The organism is Streptomyces sp. NPDC042336, from assembly GCF_055581985.1.
This window is the reverse complement of record NZ_JBVJEA010000007.1, coordinates 55,523-73,970: the sequence shown is the minus strand read 5'-3', so window position 1 is coordinate 73,970 and position 18,448 is coordinate 55,523. Positions and strand designations below refer to the sequence as shown.

Annotated in this window: 17 protein-coding genes; 9 read left to right on the top strand and 8 right to left on the bottom strand. The window is 72.3% G+C overall.

Annotated elements, in window-relative coordinates; translation table 11 throughout:
• Positions 1-2: 2 nt before the first annotated feature.
• From pntB to ACZ6IM_RS17155, 5 genes are all read right to left on the bottom strand, one after another.
• Positions 3-1,463, bottom strand: coding sequence for a Re/Si-specific NAD(P)(+) transhydrogenase subunit beta (gene pntB / locus ACZ6IM_RS17175; protein ID WP_469557313.1), 1,461 nt, complete (start codon positions 1,461-1,463; stop codon positions 3-5).
• Positions 1,460-3,031, bottom strand: coding sequence for a Re/Si-specific NAD(P)(+) transhydrogenase subunit alpha (locus tag ACZ6IM_RS17170; protein ID WP_052838684.1), 1,572 nt, complete (start codon positions 3,029-3,031; stop codon positions 1,460-1,462). The genes pntB and ACZ6IM_RS17170 overlap by 4 nt, the downstream gene beginning before the upstream one ends.
• 163 nt (positions 3,032-3,194) lie before the next feature.
• Positions 3,195-3,758 (bottom strand): TetR/AcrR family transcriptional regulator, encoded by a 564-nt coding sequence (locus tag ACZ6IM_RS17165; RefSeq protein WP_469557310.1) that lies wholly within the window; start codon positions 3,756-3,758, stop codon positions 3,195-3,197.
• A 49-nt stretch (positions 3,759-3,807) separates the two neighbouring features.
• Positions 3,808-5,199, bottom strand: a complete 1,392-nt coding sequence (locus ACZ6IM_RS17160; RefSeq protein ID WP_052838682.1) for an Asp-tRNA(Asn)/Glu-tRNA(Gln) amidotransferase GatCAB subunit A — start codon at positions 5,197-5,199, stop codon at positions 3,808-3,810.
• Positions 5,186-5,395 carry a hypothetical protein gene (locus ACZ6IM_RS17155; RefSeq protein WP_052838681.1) on the bottom strand — a complete coding sequence of 70 codons (210 nt, stop codon included), beginning with the start codon at positions 5,393-5,395 and terminating at the stop codon, positions 5,186-5,188. The genes ACZ6IM_RS17160 and ACZ6IM_RS17155 overlap by 14 nt, the downstream gene beginning before the upstream one ends.
• Before the next feature lie 195 nt (positions 5,396-5,590).
• Here ACZ6IM_RS17155 and ACZ6IM_RS17150 point away from each other — a divergent pair, with 195 nt between their 5' ends.
• Positions 5,591-6,514 (top strand): MBL fold metallo-hydrolase, encoded by a 924-nt coding sequence (locus ACZ6IM_RS17150; RefSeq protein ID WP_469557307.1) that lies wholly within the window; start codon positions 5,591-5,593, stop codon positions 6,512-6,514.
• A 6-nt stretch (positions 6,515-6,520) separates the two neighbouring features.
• Here ACZ6IM_RS17150 and ACZ6IM_RS17145 read toward each other — a convergent pair whose 3' ends face one another.
• The gene (locus tag ACZ6IM_RS17145; RefSeq protein ID WP_469557305.1) at positions 6,521-7,201 is read right to left on the bottom strand and encodes a TetR/AcrR family transcriptional regulator; all 681 of its coding nucleotides are present in this window, start codon (positions 7,199-7,201) and stop codon (positions 6,521-6,523) included.
• 53 nt (positions 7,202-7,254) lie between these two features.
• On the opposite strand from ACZ6IM_RS17145, the gene ACZ6IM_RS17140 reads away from it, so the two are divergent.
• Positions 7,255-8,376 carry an FAD-dependent oxidoreductase gene (locus tag ACZ6IM_RS17140; RefSeq protein ID WP_469557303.1) on the top strand — a complete coding sequence of 374 codons (1,122 nt, stop codon included), beginning with the start codon at positions 7,255-7,257 and terminating at the stop codon, positions 8,374-8,376.
• A gap of 30 nt (positions 8,377-8,406) precedes the next feature.
• Here ACZ6IM_RS17140 and ACZ6IM_RS17135 read toward each other — a convergent pair whose 3' ends face one another.
• On the bottom strand, positions 8,407-9,897 hold the full coding sequence (locus tag ACZ6IM_RS17135) for an FAD-dependent monooxygenase (RefSeq protein WP_469557301.1): 1,491 nt from the start codon (positions 9,895-9,897) through the stop codon (positions 8,407-8,409).
• Between the two features lie 317 nt (positions 9,898-10,214).
• Between ACZ6IM_RS17135 and ACZ6IM_RS17130 the strand changes: the two genes are divergently transcribed.
• From ACZ6IM_RS17130 to ACZ6IM_RS17110, 5 genes are all read left to right on the top strand, one after another.
• Positions 10,215-10,808: a dihydrofolate reductase family protein gene (locus ACZ6IM_RS17130; protein ID WP_052838676.1), complete on the top strand. Its 594-nt coding sequence runs from the start codon at positions 10,215-10,217 to the stop codon at positions 10,806-10,808.
• Between the two features lie 138 nt (positions 10,809-10,946).
• Complete coding sequence (locus ACZ6IM_RS17125) at positions 10,947-12,083, top strand: PQQ-dependent sugar dehydrogenase (RefSeq protein WP_469557595.1); 1,137 nt, start codon at positions 10,947-10,949, stop codon at positions 12,081-12,083.
• Positions 12,084-12,137: 54 nt separating this feature from the next.
• The gene (gene manD, locus ACZ6IM_RS17120; RefSeq protein ID WP_052838675.1) at positions 12,138-13,379 is read left to right on the top strand and encodes a D-mannonate dehydratase ManD; all 1,242 of its coding nucleotides are present in this window, start codon (positions 12,138-12,140) and stop codon (positions 13,377-13,379) included.
• 68 nt (positions 13,380-13,447) lie between these two features.
• Positions 13,448-14,122 carry a histidine phosphatase family protein gene (locus ACZ6IM_RS17115; RefSeq protein WP_469557299.1) on the top strand — a complete coding sequence of 225 codons (675 nt, stop codon included), beginning with the start codon at positions 13,448-13,450 and terminating at the stop codon, positions 14,120-14,122.
• 159 nt (positions 14,123-14,281) lie between these two features.
• Positions 14,282-16,477 (top strand): FG-GAP-like repeat-containing protein, encoded by a 2,196-nt coding sequence (locus ACZ6IM_RS17110; protein ID WP_469557297.1) that lies wholly within the window; start codon positions 14,282-14,284, stop codon positions 16,475-16,477.
• Between the two features lie 33 nt (positions 16,478-16,510).
• On the opposite strand, the gene ACZ6IM_RS17105 is transcribed toward ACZ6IM_RS17110, so the two are convergent.
• The gene (locus ACZ6IM_RS17105; protein ID WP_052838774.1) at positions 16,511-16,885 is read right to left on the bottom strand and encodes a MarR family transcriptional regulator; all 375 of its coding nucleotides are present in this window, start codon (positions 16,883-16,885) and stop codon (positions 16,511-16,513) included.
• 193 nt (positions 16,886-17,078) lie between these two features.
• On the opposite strand from ACZ6IM_RS17105, the gene ACZ6IM_RS17100 reads away from it, so the two are divergent.
• Positions 17,079-17,384 carry an STAS domain-containing protein gene (locus ACZ6IM_RS17100; protein WP_469557294.1) on the top strand — a complete coding sequence of 102 codons (306 nt, stop codon included), beginning with the start codon at positions 17,079-17,081 and terminating at the stop codon, positions 17,382-17,384.
• Between the two features lie 149 nt (positions 17,385-17,533).
• Positions 17,534-18,367: a PIG-L family deacetylase gene (locus ACZ6IM_RS17095; protein WP_469557292.1), complete on the top strand. Its 834-nt coding sequence runs from the start codon at positions 17,534-17,536 to the stop codon at positions 18,365-18,367.
• Positions 18,368-18,448: the final 81 nt, after the last annotated feature.

Genomic DNA, 18,448 nt, shown 5'->3' with positions numbered 1-18,448 from the left:
GGTCACCGTGTCGCCGTCACCCCCCGCGCGGGGGCCGTGGGTCCCCGGCCGGTCTCGGAGCCGAGGGACTGGAGGATCTCCTCGACGCTCTGCTTGGCGTCGCCGAAGAGCATGCTGCTGTTCTCCCGGAAGAACAGCGGATTCTGCACGCCCGCGTAGCCGGAGGCCATCGAGCGCTTGAAGACGACGACCTGCTCCGCCTCCCAGACCCGCAGTACGGGCATACCCGCGATCGGGCTGGCGGGATCCTCGGTCGCCGAGGGGTTGACCGTGTCGTTCGCACCGATGACCAGCACGACCGAGGTGTCCGCGAAGTCGTCGTTGATCTCGTCCATCCCCAGGACGATGTCGTACGGCACCTTCGCCTCGGCCAGCAGCACGTTCATGTGCCCGGGCAGCCGCCCGGCGACGGGGTGGACGCCGAAGCGCACCTCGATCCCGCGCTCGCGCAGCCGCCGGGTCAGCTCCGCGACCGGATGCTGGGCCTGCGCGACGGCCATGCCGTAACCGGGGGTGATCACGACGGACCGCGCCCGGGCCAGCAGTTCGGCCGCCTCGTGCGCCCGGATCTCGCGGTGCTCGCCCTGCTCGTCCACGCCGCCCGGCGGGGCCTCGATGCCGAAGCCGCCCGCGATGACGGAGAGGAAGGAACGGTTCATCGCCTGGCACATGATGTAGCTCAGATACGCACCGGAGGAACCGACCAGCGCCCCGGTGACGATGAGCAGGTTGTTGTCGAGCAGGAATCCGGCAGCCGCCGCGGCCCAGCCGGAGTAGCTGTTGAGCATCGAGACCACCACGGGCATGTCGCCACCGCCGATGGAGGCCACCAGATGCCAGCCCAGGGCGAGCGCCAGGACCGTGACCGCCGCCATCAGCGGCAGGCCCGGACTGACGGTGAACCAGACCGTCAGCACCGCGAACAGGGCCAGCGCACCCAGATTGAGGGCGTTCTTGCCGGGCAGCACCAGCGGCCGGGACCTGATCCGCCCGGACAGCTTCAGGTACGCGACCACGGAGCCGGTGAAGGTGACCGCGCCGATGAAGACGCCGATGAACACCTCGGCGTGGTGGATGCCGATCAGATCGGCGGCGATCCGCCCCCGTGAGCCGTGGGCCTCGACCTCCAGGTAGCTGTTCCAGCCGACCAGGACGGCGGCGAGACCGACGAAGCTGTGCAGCACCGCGATCAGTTCGGGCATCTGCGTCATCTCCACGCGCCGTGCCCGCCACAGGCCCAGCGCCGCGCCGATCACCGTGGCGAGCAGGATCAGCGCGACCGGCCCGGCGGAGACGCTCCGCGCCGAGACCACGACGGTGGCGACCAGGGCGAGCGCCATCCCCACGATGCCGTAGACGACGCCGGCGCGTGACGTCCGGTGCTGGGACAGGCCGGCGAGGCTGAGGACGAACAGCAGGGCCGCCACCAGGTCGGCGGCGCGGGACGCGGTCATGGACGTCATCGGGGCTCGCCTCTCGAGAACATGGACAGCATGCGGCGGGTGACGGCGAAACCGCCGAAGATGTTCACGCTCGTCAGCAGGATCGCCACGAAGGACAGCACGGTGACGAGCGCGCTCTCGTGCCCGATCTGCACGAGGGCACCGATCACCACGATCCCCGAGATGGCGTTGGTCACCGACATCAGCGGGGTGTGCAGGGAATGGTGGACCTTGCCGATCACGTAGTAGCCGATGACCACCGCCAGCGCGAACACTGTGAAGTTCTGCGCCAGTTGGGCCGGGGCGAAGGCGACCAGGAGGAAGGTCGCCAGCATGCCGAGGCCGATCAGGCCGAAGCGCCCGGCCGGGGTGGTGCCGGACGTCTTCGCGGTCGCCGGTGCGGCGGTGGACGCCGCGGGCGCGGTGGCGGGCGGGGCCGCCGACACGGGGACCGGCGGGGGAGGCCAGGTGACCGTGCCCGCGCGGACCACGGTCACGGTCCGCTGCACCACGTCGTCGAAGTCGATGACGACCCGGCCGTCCTTGCCGGGGGTGAGCAGCCGCAGCAGGTTGACCAGGTTGGTGCCGAACAGCTGGGACGCCTGGGCGGGCAGCCGGGACGCCAGGTCGGTGTAGCCGATGATGGTCACGCCGTTGCCGGTCACCACGCTCCGGCCCGGGACGGTCCCCTCCACGTTGCCGCCCTGGGCGGCGGCCATGTCGACGATGACACTGCCCGGTCGCATCGCCGCCACGTCGGCGGCGGTCATCAGGCGCGGGGCGGGCCGACCGGGGATCAGCGCGGTGGTGATGACGACGTCCACATCGCGGGCCTGCTCCTGGTAGAGCCGGGCCGCGGCACGGTCGTAGTCGGCCGACGTCGCCCTGGCGTAGCCGTCGGTGCTCTCCTCCTGCGCCACGTCCACCGCGAGGTACTCGCCGCCCAGCGACCGCACCTGGTCGGCGACTTCGGGCCGGGGGTCGGTGGCGCGGACGATCGCGCCCAGGCTGGAGGCGGCCCCGATGGCGGCGAGCCCCGCGACCCCGGCCCCGGCGACCAGGACCTTCGCCGGCGGCACCTTGCCCGCCGCGGTGACCTGCCCGGTGAAGAACCGCCCGAAGACGTGGGCCGCCTCGATCACCGCCCGGTACCCGGCGATGTTCGCCATGGAGCTGAGCACGTCCATCGACTGCGCCCGCGATATCCGCGGCACCGCGTCCGGGGCGAGCACCGTGACGTCACGCGCGGCGAGCGCCTCCAGCAGCTCGGGCCGCTGTGCCGGTGCGACGAGGGCCACCAGCGTCGTCCCCGAGCGCAGTTGCGCGATCTCCTCGTCGGTCGGCGCGTTGACCTTGAGCACGAGGTCCGCGGCCCAGGCCGCCCCGAGACTGGCTCCCGCCTCGGCATAGGCCTCGTCACCGAACCCGGAGGCCGCGCCGGCTCCCGGCTCGACGACGACCTCGTACCCGAGGCCGAGCAGCAGGCGGACCGTCGCGGGCGTCGCGGCGACGCGAGTCTCCCCGGGCGAGGACTCGGTGACGACGCCGACGCGTTGAGGTGGGTGGTGAGCGGGTTGGTGTCCAGTCATGTCCAGTCTCTCGTCGAGGCGTTGTTGCCGGGTTCCGTACCCAGACGAGGACGGCGAGGCACCGAAAACACGGATTCCGGACCGCCTCCGGCCCCGTGCGATGGAGGGGGCCGGAGGGCGGAGCGGGGAAGAGAGACGGCCGGCGCCGCGCGGGCGCAGCCGGTCAGGGGCCGGCGTGCCCCAGGACCTGCGCGACGAGCCGGCGCGCGTACGGGGCGTCGAGCCCGTCCGGACGGAAGAGGATGCGGTACATCAAGGGGGCGACGACACCGTCCATGACGGTCTCGACATCGGGCGTGTCGTCCCCGCGTCCGGCCGCGCGGGCGAGCACGGTCCCGAGCTGCTCGGCCGCGTAGGCGGAGCACTGGCCGGCGTTGCTGCCGTCCGGGTCGCCGAGCAGGGCGTCGCGGATGTAGGCGCGACCGGTGGGGGAGGCCATCTCGTCGAGGAACTGCTCCGCCCAGGCCGCCAGGTCGGCGTGCAGGGCGCCGTGGTCCTGGGGGGCGGTGTCGGGCCGTAGGCGTTCGACCGCGACGTCCGACAGCAGCTCCTGCAGGTCTCCCCAGCGCCGGTAGATCGTCGACGGTGTCACGCCCGCACGCCGGGCCACCAGCGGCACGGTCAGGGCGTCCCGCCCCACCTCCGACGCGAGTTCGCGCACCGCGGCGTGCACCGCCGCCTGGACCCGGGCACTGCGCCCGCCGGGACGCACCATCTGCCTGCTCATGCATGTCACCTTAAAGCAAAGTCATTGCGTCTAAGGGGTCGGCGCTCGTTCACGCCGCGTGCGCGAGCCCGCGTGCGGGCCCGCTCTGTTCGTAGGCGTGACCGGCCCGCAGGAGCACCGGCTCGGCGAGCGGCCGTCCGAGCAGCTGCATGCCGATGGGGAGCCCCGCCGTGTCGTGGCCGACCGGCAGGGTGAGGGACGGCACGCCGGTGATGTTGGCGGGGGACGACAGACGCACGTAGGCGTCGGACACGCCCTCGACCGTGCCGTCGGCCCAGGTGATCGTCTCCTGGCCGGCCCTGACGGCGGTCGCCGGGACGGTGGGGGCGGCGATCAGGTCGACCTCCCGGAACATGGCCGCCCACTTGCGCCGCATGAGGGTGCGGGCGCGCTGGGCGCGCAGGTAGTCCCCGGCGGGCATCAGTTCACCGGCCTCGAGCAGGATGCGGACGTCGGCCTGGTAGAGCTCGGGGACGGTGCGCAGCGTGCGCTCGTGGTAGGCGGTGGCCTCGGGCACCATCAGGCCCCACTGGGTGGCCTGGATGTAGCGGGTCATGGGGATCTCGACCTCGACCAGTCGTGCGCCGAGTGCCTCGAGCCGGTCGATCGCGCCCCGGACGGCGGTCTCCACCTCCGGGTCGACGTGGTCGAAGTAGTAGTTGCGCGGCACACCGACGCGCAGCCCCGTGAGGTCGGTGTCCGCGGCCGGGCGGTACGGCGTGGCGGGTGCGCTCAGGGAGGCGGGGTCGCGGGGATCGTGTCCGGCCAGGGCGTCCAGCACCAGGGCGGCGTCCTCGACGGTGCGGGTGATCGGTCCGACGTGGTCCAGTGACCAGGACAGGGATGTGACGCCGTGCCGGGGGACGAGACCGTACGTCGGCTTGAGGCCGACGACCCCGTTCAGCGCGGCGGGCACCCGGATGGAACCACCGGTGTCCGTGCCCAGCGCGAAGGTCGCGGTACCCGCCGCCACGGCGACGGCCGACCCCCCGCTGGATCCGCCGGCCACCCGGCCGGGATGCCACGCGTTGCTGGTCTGCGGCGTGGTCAGCCCGTAGGCGAACTCGTGGGTGTGGGTCTTGCCCACCAGGACCGCGCCGGCCGCCTCCAGCCGGGTGGCGACGGTGCTGCTCGCCTGCGCGCGATGGTCGGCGCGGACCCGTGAACTGGCCGACGTCGCGACGCCGGCGACGTCGATCAGGTCCTTCAGCCCCATCGGGATGCCGTGCAGCGGGCCACGGTGGCGGCCGGCCGCGATGTCGTCCTCGGCCGTGCGCGCGGCCCGGCGGGCGTGCTCCGCGGTGACGGTGGCGTAGGCCCGGAGACGCGGCTCCGTCTGTCCGACGCGCTCCAGGACGGAGTCCGCCAGCTCGACGGGGGACAGGCGCCGGGCCCGGACGGCGTCGGCGGCCGCGCCGAGGGTCAGTTCATACGGCTGCATCGTGCGTCTCCTCTTCCGCGCGGTACGCGGCGGCGGGCGGGGTGTCGGCGAAGTCCAGCTCCCGCAGGACGGCGACGACGGAGTGGATGTGGTGTGCGGTGGCCGCGACCGCGGCGTGGCGGTCCGCGGGCAACGGAAGTCCGGCGCGGGCGGCCCAGCGGGCCGCCTCCGGCGGAGTGGGTTCGAGGGAGGGCACGGGCGTTTCTCCTGGAGGCTGGGACTGGGACTGGGACTGGGCCTGGGCGCAGAAGTGGGAACGCTCAAAAGCTAACTGTTTGCGTTAGCTGGACTGTAGGTCCTACTGTGCCTAAAGGCAAACAGATTGCGTTTAGCGCCAGGGGTGGGTCCCGTCCCGCGCCCACCGACACGCACCCGAAGGAAGCGACCGATCATGAGCACCGCTCCGGCCACCGACCAGACCGCAGTCCCCCACTGGACGGTGGGAGACGTCCCCGTGCACCGCGTCGACGAGGTCGCCCTGCCGGCCGCCACCGGGGCCTGGCTGCTGCCCGGTGCCACCCCGGACCTCGTCGCCGGGCAGCCCTGGCTGCGTCCCGACTTCGCCGACGACGAGGGCACCCTGCGCATCGACAGCCACAGCTTCGCTTTCACGGTCGGCGGGACGCGCGTCCTGGTGGACACCGGCATCGGCAACGGCAAGGAGCGGGCCAACCCCGCCTGGCACGACCTGCGCACCGACTTCCTCCAGCGCCTCACCGCCGCCGGCTTCCCCCCGGACGCCGTCGACCTGGTGATCCTCACCCACCTGCACGCCGACCACGTCGGCTGGAACACACGGCAGGAGAACGGCCGGTGGGTTCCCACCTTCCCCAACGCCCGCTACCTGTCCTCCCGCACCGAGCGGGAGTTCTGGGCCGGGTACGACATGGAGGAGGCGCGCAGGCAGATGTTCCGCGACTCCGTGATCCCGGTGGAGGAGGCCGGGCTGCTCGACCTCGTCGACGTCCCCGCCGAGGGCCTGGAGACCGTCCCGGGCGTGCGCCTGATCCCCACCCCCGGCCACACGCCCGGCCACCTCGCCGTCGAGCTGACCAGCCGCGGCCAGACGGCCGTGATCACCGGTGACTGCGTCCACCACCCCGTTCAGCTCGCGCACCCCGCCGTGGGAGCCTGCGTCGACATCGACCCGGAACGGTCCGAGGCCTCCCGCCGCGGGCTGCTCGGCTCGCTCGCCGACACGGACACCCTCGTCCTGGGCACCCACTTCGCACCGCCCACCGCCGGCCGGGTCGTCACCCACGCGGACGCCTACCGGTTCGTGCCCGTCCCCGCCGGTTCCACCCGGCGCCGGTGAGGGCGGTCAGGTGAGTCGGGCGGCCACCGCGTCGAGCACCCAGTCCAGGCCGGTCGCGAAGGACTCCGCGGCGTCCACGTGCGTGCCGTCGTACACGGCCTTGGCCAGCGCCGGGAAGCGGCCCGTGGCCAGCATCCCCGTCAGGTGCGGGCCACGGGCGCGCTGCCACTCGGCCTTGGACAGGCCCGTGTCGCGCTCGGCCCGCAGGTCCGCGATCTCGCGCCTGATCGCGCCGGTGAAGTAGGCGCTGACCGTCTCCACGGCGCGCATGACCGTGTCGACGTCGGCGAGGCCGTCGAGGGCGGCCAGCGTGGCCTCGCTCACGGCGAGGCCGTTCGGGCCCAGGGCCGGCCGGCCGCCGAGCAGGTCCGCCAGCCAGGGGTGCCAAAGAGCGGCCTCCCTGGTGCGGTGGGCGAGGCCGCTCAGCGCCTCCCGCCAGTCACCGGGCCGCTCCCCGGGCAGGATCTCGGCGTACACCGCGTCCACCATCAGGTCGAACAGCTCGTCCTTGGTGGAGATGTATCCGTACAGCCGCATCGGGCCGGCGCCCAGCCGGGCGGCCACCTTGCGCACGGACACCGCCGCCAGCCCGCCCTCGTCGGCGAGCGCCACCGCGGCGGCGACGATCCGCTCCCGGTCGAGCGGCACAGGGCGGTTCGGCGGCTCCGGCCGGTCCCAGACAGTCATGTCCCCTCCGTACTGTTGCGATACACCGTAGACGAAAAATACAGTGTATCGCCATGAGACAACGTATCGCCGTGGTCGGCGGCGGTCCCGCGGGACTCGCCTTCGCCCGCGTGCTGCACCGCCACGGCCATCCCGTCACCGTCCTCGAACGGGACTGCGCCCCCGACTCCCGCCCCGCCGGCGGCACGCTCGACCTGCACGAGGGGCTGGGCCAGCTGGCCATGGACAAGGCGGGGCTGCTCGCGGAGTTCCAGGCGCTGTCCCGCCCCGAGGGGCAGGCCATGCGCATCCTCGACCCGGACGGGACCGTGCTGCGCGACTGGCGGCCGGGCCCGGACGACCGGGCCAACCCCGAGATCGACCGCGGGCAACTCCGTGACCTGCTGCTCGGCTCCCTCGACGTGCGGTGGGGGCACGGCGTGGCGAAGGTGGTGCCGGGGACCCCGGAGGGCGTGCGGGTCCACTTCGACGACGGGCGGCAGGAGGCGTTCGACCTCGTGGTCGGTGCGGACGGCGCCTGGTCCCGCACCCGCCCGGCGGTCTCGCCGGTGACGCCGCACTACACCGGCGTCACCGCGGTCGAGACCTCCCTGGACGACGTCGACACCCGCCACCCCGGCCTCGCCCGGCTGGTCGGCGAGGGTGCCCTGGCCGTGTACGGCGTGAACCGGGCGATCGTCGCCCAGCGCGGCAGCGGCGGCCACGCCAAGGTGTACGCCCAGTTCCGCGCGCCGCTGGACTGGCACACGCACCTGGACCTGACCGACGCCGAGGCCGTGCGGTCGAGCCTTTCGGCACTGTTCGACGGCTGGACCGCTCCCGTCCTCGACCTCCTGCGCCAGGGCACCGCCTTCGTCCACCGTCCCCTGTACGTCCTGCCCGTCTCCCACACCTGGACCCATGTCCCCGGGGTGACGCTCCTGGGCGACGCCGCCCATCTGATGCCTCCCCTGGGGGCGGGCGCGAACCTCGCCCTGCTGGAGGGCGCCGAACTCGCCGAGTCCCTCGCGGCCGGCCCCGCCGACCCGGACCGGGCCGTCCGCGACTTCGAGGAACGGATGTGGGCACGGGCCGAACGGTGGGCGAGGATCACGGCGGCGGGTCTGGAACGCCTTGTGAGCCCGGACCCCGCAGCGGCCCTCGCCGTCTTCGACCAGGTCCAGCCGTCCCGTTGAGAGGCGGCTTCCTCCGTCGCCGGGGGCGCGTCAGCCGGTCGGCTCGCCGAACCAGCGGGCCAGGTGCCGGTCCAGGTCCCGCTGGCCGTCGCCGATCCAGGCGACGTGGCCGTCCGGGCGCAGCAGGACGCACGGCGCGTCCAGCGCGGCGGCGGGGTCCGCGAGGTGATCGACCCGGTCCGACCAGCCGTCGGCGCTCAGGCGTCCGGTGCGGTCCAGCAGCAGGCCGCGACCGCGGTGGAGCAGACCGTAGAGGTTGCCCCCGCCGTTGCCCTGGGTCACCCCGATGTCCGGCAGGCGGCGGCCGAGCAGGTCGGGCCCCTCGCCGACGTCGTAGCGGATGCCGGTCGCGGTGATCTTCTCGACGAGACGGCGGTTCACCTCGTCGATGCCGATCAGTTCGGTGAGCAGCCTGCGCACGGACTGCGGGCCCGGTTCGGGGGAGTGCAGTTCCATCTGGGCGCGGGTGTTGTCCAGCACGTCCGCGGCGACCGGCCGGCGCTCGGCCTCGTAGGTGTCCAGCAGGGTGGCCGGCGCCCGGCCGCGTACCTGCGCGGCCAGTTTCCAGCCGAGGTTGAAGGCATCCTGGACGCCCAGGTTGAGCCCCTGCCCGCCGGTGGGCGGATGGATGTGCGCCGCGTCACCGGCCAGCAGCACCCGGCCGACCCGGTAACGCTCGGCCAGCCGGGTGGCGTCCCCGAAGCGGGACAGCCAGCGCGGTGAGTGCACGCCGAAATCGGTGCCGGCGACGGCGCGCAGCTGCTGCCTGAAGTCGTCGAGGGTGGGAGGTTCAGCGCGGTCGCCGACTTCCGCGGCGGGGACCACGACGCTGTGGATTCCCGCGCCGAAGGGGCGCAGCCAGAACCGCTGCCGGCTCGCGCGGACCTGGGCCACCCTGGCGGCGACCTCCTCGGGTGGCACACCCACTTCCATCTCGCCCATCAGCGTGTCGTTCCGCGAGGGCTCGCCGGGGAAGCCGACGCCCAGCAGCTTGCGCACCGTACTGCGCCCGCCGTCACAGCCGACGAGGTAGCGCGCACGCAGCCGTTCACCGTCGGCCAGCTCCACGGTGACGCCCTCGTCGTCCTGCTGGAAACCGGCGAGCGCGCCTCCGCGCCGGACTCGCGCGCCCAGGGCGACGGCGTGTCCTTCCAGGAGCCGGACGACGACCGGCTGCGGGATGCCCAGCAGACAGGCGTACGGGGAATCGAGTCCCGCGGGTGCGGGCGCGGGAATGGCGGCGAAGAGTCCGCCGACCGGACGCCGTCGCCCGTGCTGGAGGAGGCGGTCCAGCAGTCCGCGCATGGCCATCAGCTCGATGCTGCGCATGTGGAGAGCGACGATGCGGACGAACGGCACGGGCTCGGTGTCCTGCTCCAGAACGAGTACCCGCACGTCGTGCAGCCGCAGTTCGGCGGCCAGCATCGCGCCGGTCGGCCCGCAACCGGCGATGATCACGTCGAATTCGCGCTCGGCCGTGTCGTCCGACGACGGCTCGGCGGTGAACTGCCCAGAGTCCATGGGTGTGGCCTTTCGGGAGTGCCTTGTGGTCGAGGCGCTCCCGGCGACACCTGCGTCAGTCGCCGGCCATGACGGGAAGGGGGAGCACCCACGTCGATACAGCGTTCATGGGTCTCACCTCCTGGGGCAGTGTCACGGTCCACGGCAAGGTACCGACGCGGGCGGCACCCCGTCCAATCCTTTTCGATCGCGTCGGCCGCACGCCCGGCCCGGCGAACCGCCGACCTCCGCCGCGCCGGGCCCGATGAATTTCCGGCCCGGCATCGGTCGTATCCGTTGGGCACACCTGGCACACCCACCGCAGGAGGGAAAGACCGATGTCATCAAGTCTCATGGTCGACTTCATCATCTCGCTCGACGGGTACGCGGCCGCGGAGGGCTGGCCCGGATTCTGGGGCATGGAGGGACCCGAATACCTCGCCTGGCTCGACGGGGACGCCGAGAAGCAGCACACCAGCCTCATGGGCGCCACGACGTACCGGCTGATGTCCGGGTTCGCCCGCGAGATGCCCGACGATCCCGGCTTCACCTGGCTGACCGCGATGCCCAAGGTGGTGTTCTCCTCGACCCTCCGGACCCCGTTGTCCTGGGACAACACGGAGCTGGTCCGGGGCGACGCCGTCGCGGCCGTGCGGGACATGAAACGGGACGGGACGCGGCCCCTGCGCACCCTCGGCAGTCTCAGCCTGTGCCGGTCGCTGCTCGGAGCCGGCCTGGTCGACCGCTTCCGCGTGGTCGTCTTCCCGGTCATCACCGGCGCGACCGGCAGGGAGCGGATCTTCGACGCGTACCCGGACGTCGCCCTCGACCTCGTCGAGAGCCGCACCTTCGACGGCCGGCTCCAGTTGCTGGAGTACGTTCCCACGGTCCTGGACGGGCCGCCCTCGGCAGGCGACCGGGACAAGTCCTAGACCGGACCACGAGCACCGGAGGTGGCGTGGATTGGCCAAGAAGCGCGCATTGGTCTAGGCCAGGACGCCGTGGCCCCGTATTCTCGGTGACGGCCGGCGACGGAACTTCCCCCCACTCACCGCCTCCGGGAGGCCATGGTGAAAGTTCGCACCCGCATATCGGCGATCATCGGCACGCTGGGCCTCGTCGGGTCCCTGGCTCTGGCCACGGCGTCCGCCGACGAGCCCCGCGCCCCGGGCGACGCGGCGCAGGTCGTGCTGACCGAGGTGGCCCGGGCCCAGAACCCGACGGCCGGTGCCGCGGGACCGAAGGACACGGTGTGGATCGCCGAACGAGCGGGCACCGTCCGGGTCCTGGACGGCGACGGACTCGGCGCGCCCGTGCTCGACATCTCCGACGAGACCACCACCGACGGCGAACGCGGCCTGCTCGGCCTGGCGTTCGACCAGGACTTCGCGCACCTCTACCTCTCGTACACCGACCTCCGGGGAACCAGCACCATCGACGAGTTCGCCGTCCGGGACGGGACGGTCCAGCAAGACACCCGGCGCACCGTCCTCACCCAGGAGCAGCCCGAGTCCAACCACAACGGCGGCGACATCAAGTTCGGTCCCGACGGCCACCTCTACATCGCCTTCGGCGACGGAGGGGGCGGCGGCGACCCCGAGGGCAACGGTCAGCGGCTCGACACCCTGCTCGGCAAGCTGCTGCGGATCGACCCCCAGGGCGGCGACCCGTACGCGATCCCGGAGGACAACCCCTTCGCCGGCGACCCGAACGCCAAGGGCGAGATCTGGGCGTACGGGCTGCGCAACCCGTGGCGGTTCTCCTTCGACTCGGGCTCGGGCGACCTCCTCGTCGCCGACGTCGGACAGAGCGACTGGGAGGAGATCGACTGGGCGCCCGCGAGCAGCGGAGGCGGCGAGAACTACGGCTGGTCGCAGATGGAGGGCACGCACCCCTTCCGCGGCGGCACCGAGCCCGCGAACCACGTTCCGCCGATCCACGAATACGACCGCACCGGGCTCGGCTGCTCGGTCACCGGCGGATACGTGTACCGCGGCGAGGCCATCGCGGACCTCAGGGGCCAGTACGTCTACAGCGACTACTGCGACGGCACCCTGCGCTCCCTGGAGATCGAGAACGGCGAAGTGACCGCCGAACACGACCTCGGGGTGAACGGTGGTGAGGTGGTGTCCTTCGCCCAGGACGGCGACGGGGAGCTGTACGTCCTCGCCATCGGGGGTACGGTTTCCCGCGTCGACCCGGCGTGATCCCGGCACCGGCCTGACCACTGGGCTCGGCGTCCCGGAAGGAGAACCGCCCCTGTGAAGATCACCGCTGCCGATGTCGTCGTCACCAGCCCAGGGCGCAATTTCGTCACCCTGCGCATCACCACCGAGGACGGGCTCACCGGCCTCGGCGACGCCACCCTCAACGGGCGTGAACTGGCCGTCGAGGCCTACCTGCGCGAGCACGTGGCCCCGTTGCTGCTGGGACGGGACGCGCACGCCATCGAGGACACCTGGCAGTACCTGTACCGGGGCGCGTACTGGCGTCGGGGCCCGGTCACCATGGCGGCCGTCGCCGCCGTGGACATCGCGCTGTGGGACATCAAGGGCAAGGCGGCGGGCATGCCCGTGTACCAACTCCTCGGCGGTGCCTGCCGCACGGGCGCCCTGGCCTACGGCCACGCCTCCGGCCGGGACATACCCGAACTGCTCGACTCGGTGCGCGAGCACCTGGCGGACGGCTTCCGGGCCGTCCGCATCCAGAGCGGCATCCCCGGCCTCGACTCCGTGTACGGCGTCGCCGCCTCCGCCGCGGGCGACGGGGACCGCTACGACTACGAGCCCGCCCGCCGCACCGGCACCGCCCACCCGCGTCCCACCGAGGAGAGCTGGGACACGCGCGCCTACCTGCGCCACATGCCCACCGTGTTCGAAGCCGTCCGGCACACCTTCGGCCCCGAACTCCCGCTGCTGCACGACGGACACCACCGCATGACGCCCATCCAGGCGGCGCGGCTCGGCAAGGACCTCGAACCCTACGACCTCTTCTGGCTGGAGGACGCGACCCCGGGCGAGGACCAGCGGGCGCTGCGGCTCATCCGGGAGCACACCACCACGCCGCTGGCCATCGGGGAGGTCTTCAACTCCGTCCACGACTACACCACTCTGCTCCAGGAACGGCTGATCGACTACGTCCGCTCGGCGGTGACGCACACCGGCGGCATCACCGCCGTACGCAAACTGCTCGACATGGCCGCCGTGTACGGCATCAGGTCCGGCATGCACGGACCGACCGACATCTCACCCGTGGGCATGGCGGCCGCCCTCCACCTCGACCTGGCGGTGCACAACTTCGGCATCCAGGAGTACATGCGCCACGCCCCCCAGACCCTTGAGGTCTTCCGTACCTCCTACCGCTTCGAGGACGGCCTCCTGCACCCCGGCGACGCCCCCGGCCTCGGCGTCGAACTCGACGACGAGGCCGCGGCCCGCTTCCCCTACGAGCCCGCCTACCTGCCCGTGAACCGCCTCGGGGACGGCACGGTGCACGACTGGTGAGGCCCGGGACACCGGTGGCGCGTGGCAGAGTGGAGAGGTCCCGTCGTCCCGCAGAAAGTCCCCGTCGCATGCGTCTCCTGCTCATCAGGCACGGCCAGACCCCGTCCAACCTGAAGCACCTCCTGGACACGGCCGAGCCCGGCCCAGGGCTGACCGCCCTCGGCCAGGAGCAGGCGGCGGCGCTGCCCGACGCACTGGCGTCCGAGGAGATCGACGCACTGTACGCGTCGACGCTCGTACGCACGCAGCTGACCGCCGCCCCCCTGGCCGCGGCGACGGGACTGGAGGTCCGGGTCCGGGCCGGTATCCGGGAGCTGACCGCCGGTGATCTGGAGATGCGCGGCGACGACGAGGCGGCGCACACCTACATGCACACCGCCTTCGCCTGGTCCGCGGGGGACGTGCGGCCGCGCATGCCCGGGGGCGAGAACGGGGTGGAGGCGCTCGCCCGTTTCGACGCCGTCGTCGCCGAGGCCCACGACAGCGGTGCGCGGACCGCGGCGCTGGTCAGCCACGGCGCCGCCATCCGCATGTGGGTGGCCGCGCGCGCCGAGAACGTGGACGTCGCCTACGCCAGGCAGCACCCCCTGGCGAACACCGGAGTCGTCATCCTCTCCGGCTCCCCCGACCGGGGATGGCGAGCGCTGCTCTGGGAGGGCGAATCCCTGGGGCCGGTCCCCCTCACGCCGGGCCCGAACGACCCGACGGGAGCCACCGTGACGCCGCTCGGCCCGGGGGAGTGAGGAACTCCCGCACCGGCAGGGGCGGCCGACGACGGACAGAGGCGGCGGCGCCGGCGGCCTTCGCACCGGCGTCCTGACCTGGCGTACAACCATTCGGGCCACCGCGAGTCCTATGCGGTGAGGCGCACGGTGCGCCTCATGCATCAGGAGGAATCGCACGTGCCTCTGGCCCGATCGACCCGACGCGGACTCGTCGCCGCCGTCACCACCGTCCTCACCGTCACCGGCGGTGTCCTGTCCGTGCCCGCCCCCGCCGCCCACGCGGCGCTGACCGCCGACACGACGGCCGCCGACGTCCCCCTCATGCCCTTCTTGAAGGACGCGAAGCTGGTCGACGCCGGTCTGACCGGCTTCGTGAGCATGGCCGACGGGTCACTCGACAAGCGCTGGACGCGGTACACGGACGGTGCCGGGAGCGGTTACTCGAACCGGACCTACCTTCGCTCGACGCGGACGGCGGACTACCTGGTCTTCGTGGGCCGTTGGGGAGTCCAGCAGCGGAACCTCAAGACCTTGTCGTCGTCCGACGTCTTCGTCGGGGATCTGCCCGGTGAGCCCCGCTACGTCGGCTCGGCCGCCGACGCCGTCTTCACCACCGTCGAGGCCGACGGCGTCCTCACACTGCGTCAGCACACCCACGGCGAGGAGACCGCGCGGACCGTCACCGGCCTGCCGTCCGGTGCGAAGAGCCTCTCGATCGCTCCGGCCACCCCGGACGACGCCCTGCTCACCTTCACGGACGGGGCGCGGGAGAAGTGGGCACTGGTCGACCTCGCCACGGGCGCCGTCCACGAGGTGCACGACCGGACCTCCGAATCCACGGGAGGGGACGTCGCCGTCTCCGGGACGCACGTCGTCTGGACCGAGAACGACAACTCGTCCGACCCCGAGGTCCTCCTCCTGGACCGGGCCACCGGCGTCGTCAGGCAGGTCCCGGTCCCGCACGCGTACGCGAGCAACCTCCAAGTGGGCCTGGTCGGCGGCTGGGTCGTCTACGGGGAGGCAGGCGGCATCGCCTACGGTGGCGAGAGTCCGTTGTACGCCGTGACCGCGTACGACCCGGACACCGGTCGGTCCGTGAAGCTGCTCGACCACCTGACCTCGTCCGCCGCCGCGCCCGACGGCCTGTACGTGCGCGGTGGCAGCGTCGCCGACGGCGAGGGTCTGTACAAGATCACGGCGGGCGGTGACGGGGCACCCGTCGTCAGCCGGGTGGCGAGCGCGGGAGCACCCACGAGGGTCGAGATCACCGGCAACTCCGTGCCCCCGGTCGTCGACCTCGACAAGAACGGGGGCTCGGCGTCCCTGCGCTGGGACCTGTCCCGGACCAGCGTGGAGGTGCGGATCACGCTCCGCCACGTACGGACCGGGAAGGCCGTCGCCGTCACCGAGACGCACCCCTCCACCCCCTCCGTCACGCTGGACTGGGACGGCGGATACATCGGCGACGGGTTCGAGGCCGCCCCCAACGGCGCCTACACCTGGGAAGTCGTCGCCACGCCCCTCAACGGCATCGGCCCGGCCGCCACCGCCGACGGGACCTTCACCGTCACCCGCAAGGCACAGCCGCACGACTTCAACGACAACGGCACTCCGGACGTGCTCGCGCGGGACTCGGCCGGCAGGCTCTGGCGCAGCGACACCTACTTCAGCACCCGCATCAACGACGGACAGTTGACGGAGGCTGGGGGCAAGGCCCTGGTCGGCGGCGGCTGGAACGTCTACGACCGCATCGAGGCCACCGGCGACGTCGGCGGATCGGCAGTGGGCGACATGGTCGCCCGTGACGGGGCCGGCGTCCTGTGGCTGTACCAGGGCAACGGCCGCGGCGGCTTCGCCACCCGGACCAGGGTCGGCGGCGGCTGGCAGATCTACGACAGGATCACCGGCGGATCCGACGTCACCGGAGACGGCAGGAGCGACCTCCTCGCCACCGACCGCTCCGGTGTCCTGTGGCTCTACCCCGGTACCGGCAACGCCGCCGCACCCTTCTCCGCCCGCAAGAGGGTGGGCAGCGGCTGGGGCGTCTACAACGACCTGACGGCCGTCGGGAACATCGGGGGAGCGGCGGCCGGGGACCTGGTCGCCCGGGACAAGGACGGGGTTCTCTGGCTCTACCTGGGCAAGGGCGACGGCACGTTCGCGTCCCGTACGCGGATCGGCGGCGGGTGGGGGCCGTACACCCACCTCGTCGCCGTCGGTGACGCCGACCGCGACGGCCTGAACGACCTCACGGCCCTCAGCCCGACGGGCAACTACCTCTACCGGGGCACCGGTTCGTGGAAGTCGCCGTTCCGCGGCCGCCAGGTGATGGGTCTCGACAGCCCGGCCGACGCCCAGCAGGCCATCGGCTGACGCGGCGGGGGAGGGGCGGGCGTGGGGCCCGCCCTACCCTCGCCCGTCCCGGCGAAGAGCCGTACCCCCGGCCGGGCCGGACGGGTGGCTTCCGTGCCGTCCGCGGTCGGTTTCGTCCTGTACGAGCAGGGAGAGGAGCGAGGCCACGGTCAGGCCCGCCTCCGCGGGGTGGCGCAGCACCTGGTCCGGCTGGATGCGGTAGGTGTTGGTGCGCCCGTCGCGGGTGTGCGAGAGGTAGCCGTCCTGCTCCAGGTCGGAGATGATCCGTTGGACGGCGCGCTCGGTGAGCCGGCAGCGGGCGGCTATGTCACGGATCCGGATGTTCGGGTTGTCGGCGATGGCCGCCAGCACGCGTGCGTGGTTGGTGACGAACGTCCACCCGGTGTGAGATTCAGGTACTTCCACCATGCGCGGCATTCTACGGAGCGCCTTGCGTGAAATCTAATACGTGACATACTTTTCGTGCTACAGACGGCGCGCATCGGCATGGCCCGCGTGCGGGAGGCGCAGGAGGGACCCGAAGGTGTCTTGGCATGAGGCGGTCACGGGGCGTACGGACGATGCCGACGCCGGCCTGCCGCGGGGGTCGGAGCAGGTCACGGTGGATCAGTACGCATGGCGCGGCGCCTGGGTCGTCGCCGCGCGAGGCGCGTGCGACATGTGCTCGGTGGGGTCCCTGTCGGACGCGCTGGGCGTCGCGGCCGCGGCGCATCCGAAGGTCGTTCTGGACGCCTCCGGCATCACCTTCGCGGACTCGAGTCTGCTGAACCTGCTGATCCTCACCCGTCGCGCGGTCGACCTCCGCGTGGCCGCGCCGCCGCAGCAGATGCGGCGCCTCCTGGAGATCACCGGAGTCGACGAGATCCTCGACGTGCGGACGACGGTCGACGAAGCGGCCGCCGGCTAGGACTCCTGCGCCGGGCGGGCGGACACGGCGGTGGGGAACAGCCGGGCCGGCCCATGCTGTTGCATGGGCGGAGGGCCGGCGCCCTCTCGCGGGACCGCCGCGCCCCGCCGTACTCGGAGCGAGACACACGTCTGCAGGAGGACTTTTCCATGACGAACCGACCCTTGACGCTCATGGCCGTGCACGCCCACCCCGACGACGAGGCCACCGGAACGGGCGGGATTCTGGCCAAGTACGCGGCGGAGGGTGTCCGCACGGTTCTCGTGACGTGTACCGACGGCGGCTGCGGTGACGGACCGGGGGGCGTCAAGCCGGGTGATCCGGGGCACGATCCGGCGGCCGTCGCGCTGATGCGCCGTCAGGAGCTGGAGGAGAGCCGCGAGGTCCTCAAGATCAGTGACCTCGAGATGCTGGACTACGCGGACTCCGGCATGGCGGGCTGGCCGAGCAACGACGCCGCCGGGTCGTTCTGGCGGACCCCGGTGGCGGAAGGCGCAGCGAGACTCGCGGAACTCATGCGGCACTACCGGCCCGACGTGGTCGTCACCTACGACGAGAACGGCTTCTACGGCCATCCCGACCACATCCAGGCCCACCGCATCACGATGGCGGCCCTGGAGATGACGGAGCTGACGCCGAAGGTGTACTGGACCACGATGCCCCGATCGGCGATGCAGCGGTTCGGCGAGATCATGCGCGAGTTCCATCCGGACATGCCGGAGCCGGACCCGGCCGAGGCCGCCGCGATGGCCGAGATCGGCCTCCCCGACGACGAGATCACCACGTGGGTGGACACCACCGCGTTCAGCGGCCAGAAGTTCGACGCGCTCGCCGCGCACGCCAGTCAGGGCGAGAACATCTTCTTCCTCAAGATGGGCAAGGAGAGGTTCGGCGAGTTGATGGGCATGGAGACGTTCGTCCGTGTCCGGGACACCACCGGCGCCGCCGTACCGGAGAACGACCTCTTCGCCGGACTGCGCTGACCCGCCCGGCTGCGCGGCGGCCCGGAGCAGGACGGGCCGCCCCGCACTCTCGGCACCGACGGCACCCGGAGCGAGCGACGG

Coding starts and splice junctions, on each gene's coding strand:
- ACZ6IM_RS17165 (WP_469557310.1), bottom strand. CDS start 3,758: ATGAGCAGGCAGATGGTGCGTCCCGGCGGGCGCAGTGCCCGGGTCCAG.
- ACZ6IM_RS17145 (WP_469557305.1), bottom strand. CDS start 7,201: ATGACTGTCTGGGACCGGCCGGAGCCGCCGAACCGCCCTGTGCCGCTC.
- ACZ6IM_RS17115 (WP_469557299.1), top strand. CDS start 13,448: ATGCGTCTCCTGCTCATCAGGCACGGCCAGACCCCGTCCAACCTGAAG.
- ACZ6IM_RS17140 (WP_469557303.1), top strand. CDS start 7,255: ATGAGACAACGTATCGCCGTGGTCGGCGGCGGTCCCGCGGGACTCGCC.
- ACZ6IM_RS17170 (WP_052838684.1), bottom strand. CDS start 3,031: ATGACTGGACACCAACCCGCTCACCACCCACCTCAACGCGTCGGCGTC.
- ACZ6IM_RS17095 (WP_469557292.1), top strand. CDS start 17,534: ATGACGAACCGACCCTTGACGCTCATGGCCGTGCACGCCCACCCCGAC.
- ACZ6IM_RS17130 (WP_052838676.1), top strand. CDS start 10,215: ATGTCATCAAGTCTCATGGTCGACTTCATCATCTCGCTCGACGGGTAC.
- ACZ6IM_RS17160 (WP_052838682.1), bottom strand. CDS start 5,199: ATGCAGCCGTATGAACTGACCCTCGGCGCGGCCGCCGACGCCGTCCGG.
- pntB (WP_469557313.1), bottom strand. CDS start 1,463: ATGACGTCCATGACCGCGTCCCGCGCCGCCGACCTGGTGGCGGCCCTG.
- ACZ6IM_RS17150 (WP_469557307.1), top strand. CDS start 5,591: ATGAGCACCGCTCCGGCCACCGACCAGACCGCAGTCCCCCACTGGACG.
- ACZ6IM_RS17135 (WP_469557301.1), bottom strand. CDS start 9,897: ATGGACTCTGGGCAGTTCACCGCCGAGCCGTCGTCGGACGACACGGCC.
- ACZ6IM_RS17105 (WP_052838774.1), bottom strand. CDS start 16,885: ATGGTGGAAGTACCTGAATCTCACACCGGGTGGACGTTCGTCACCAAC.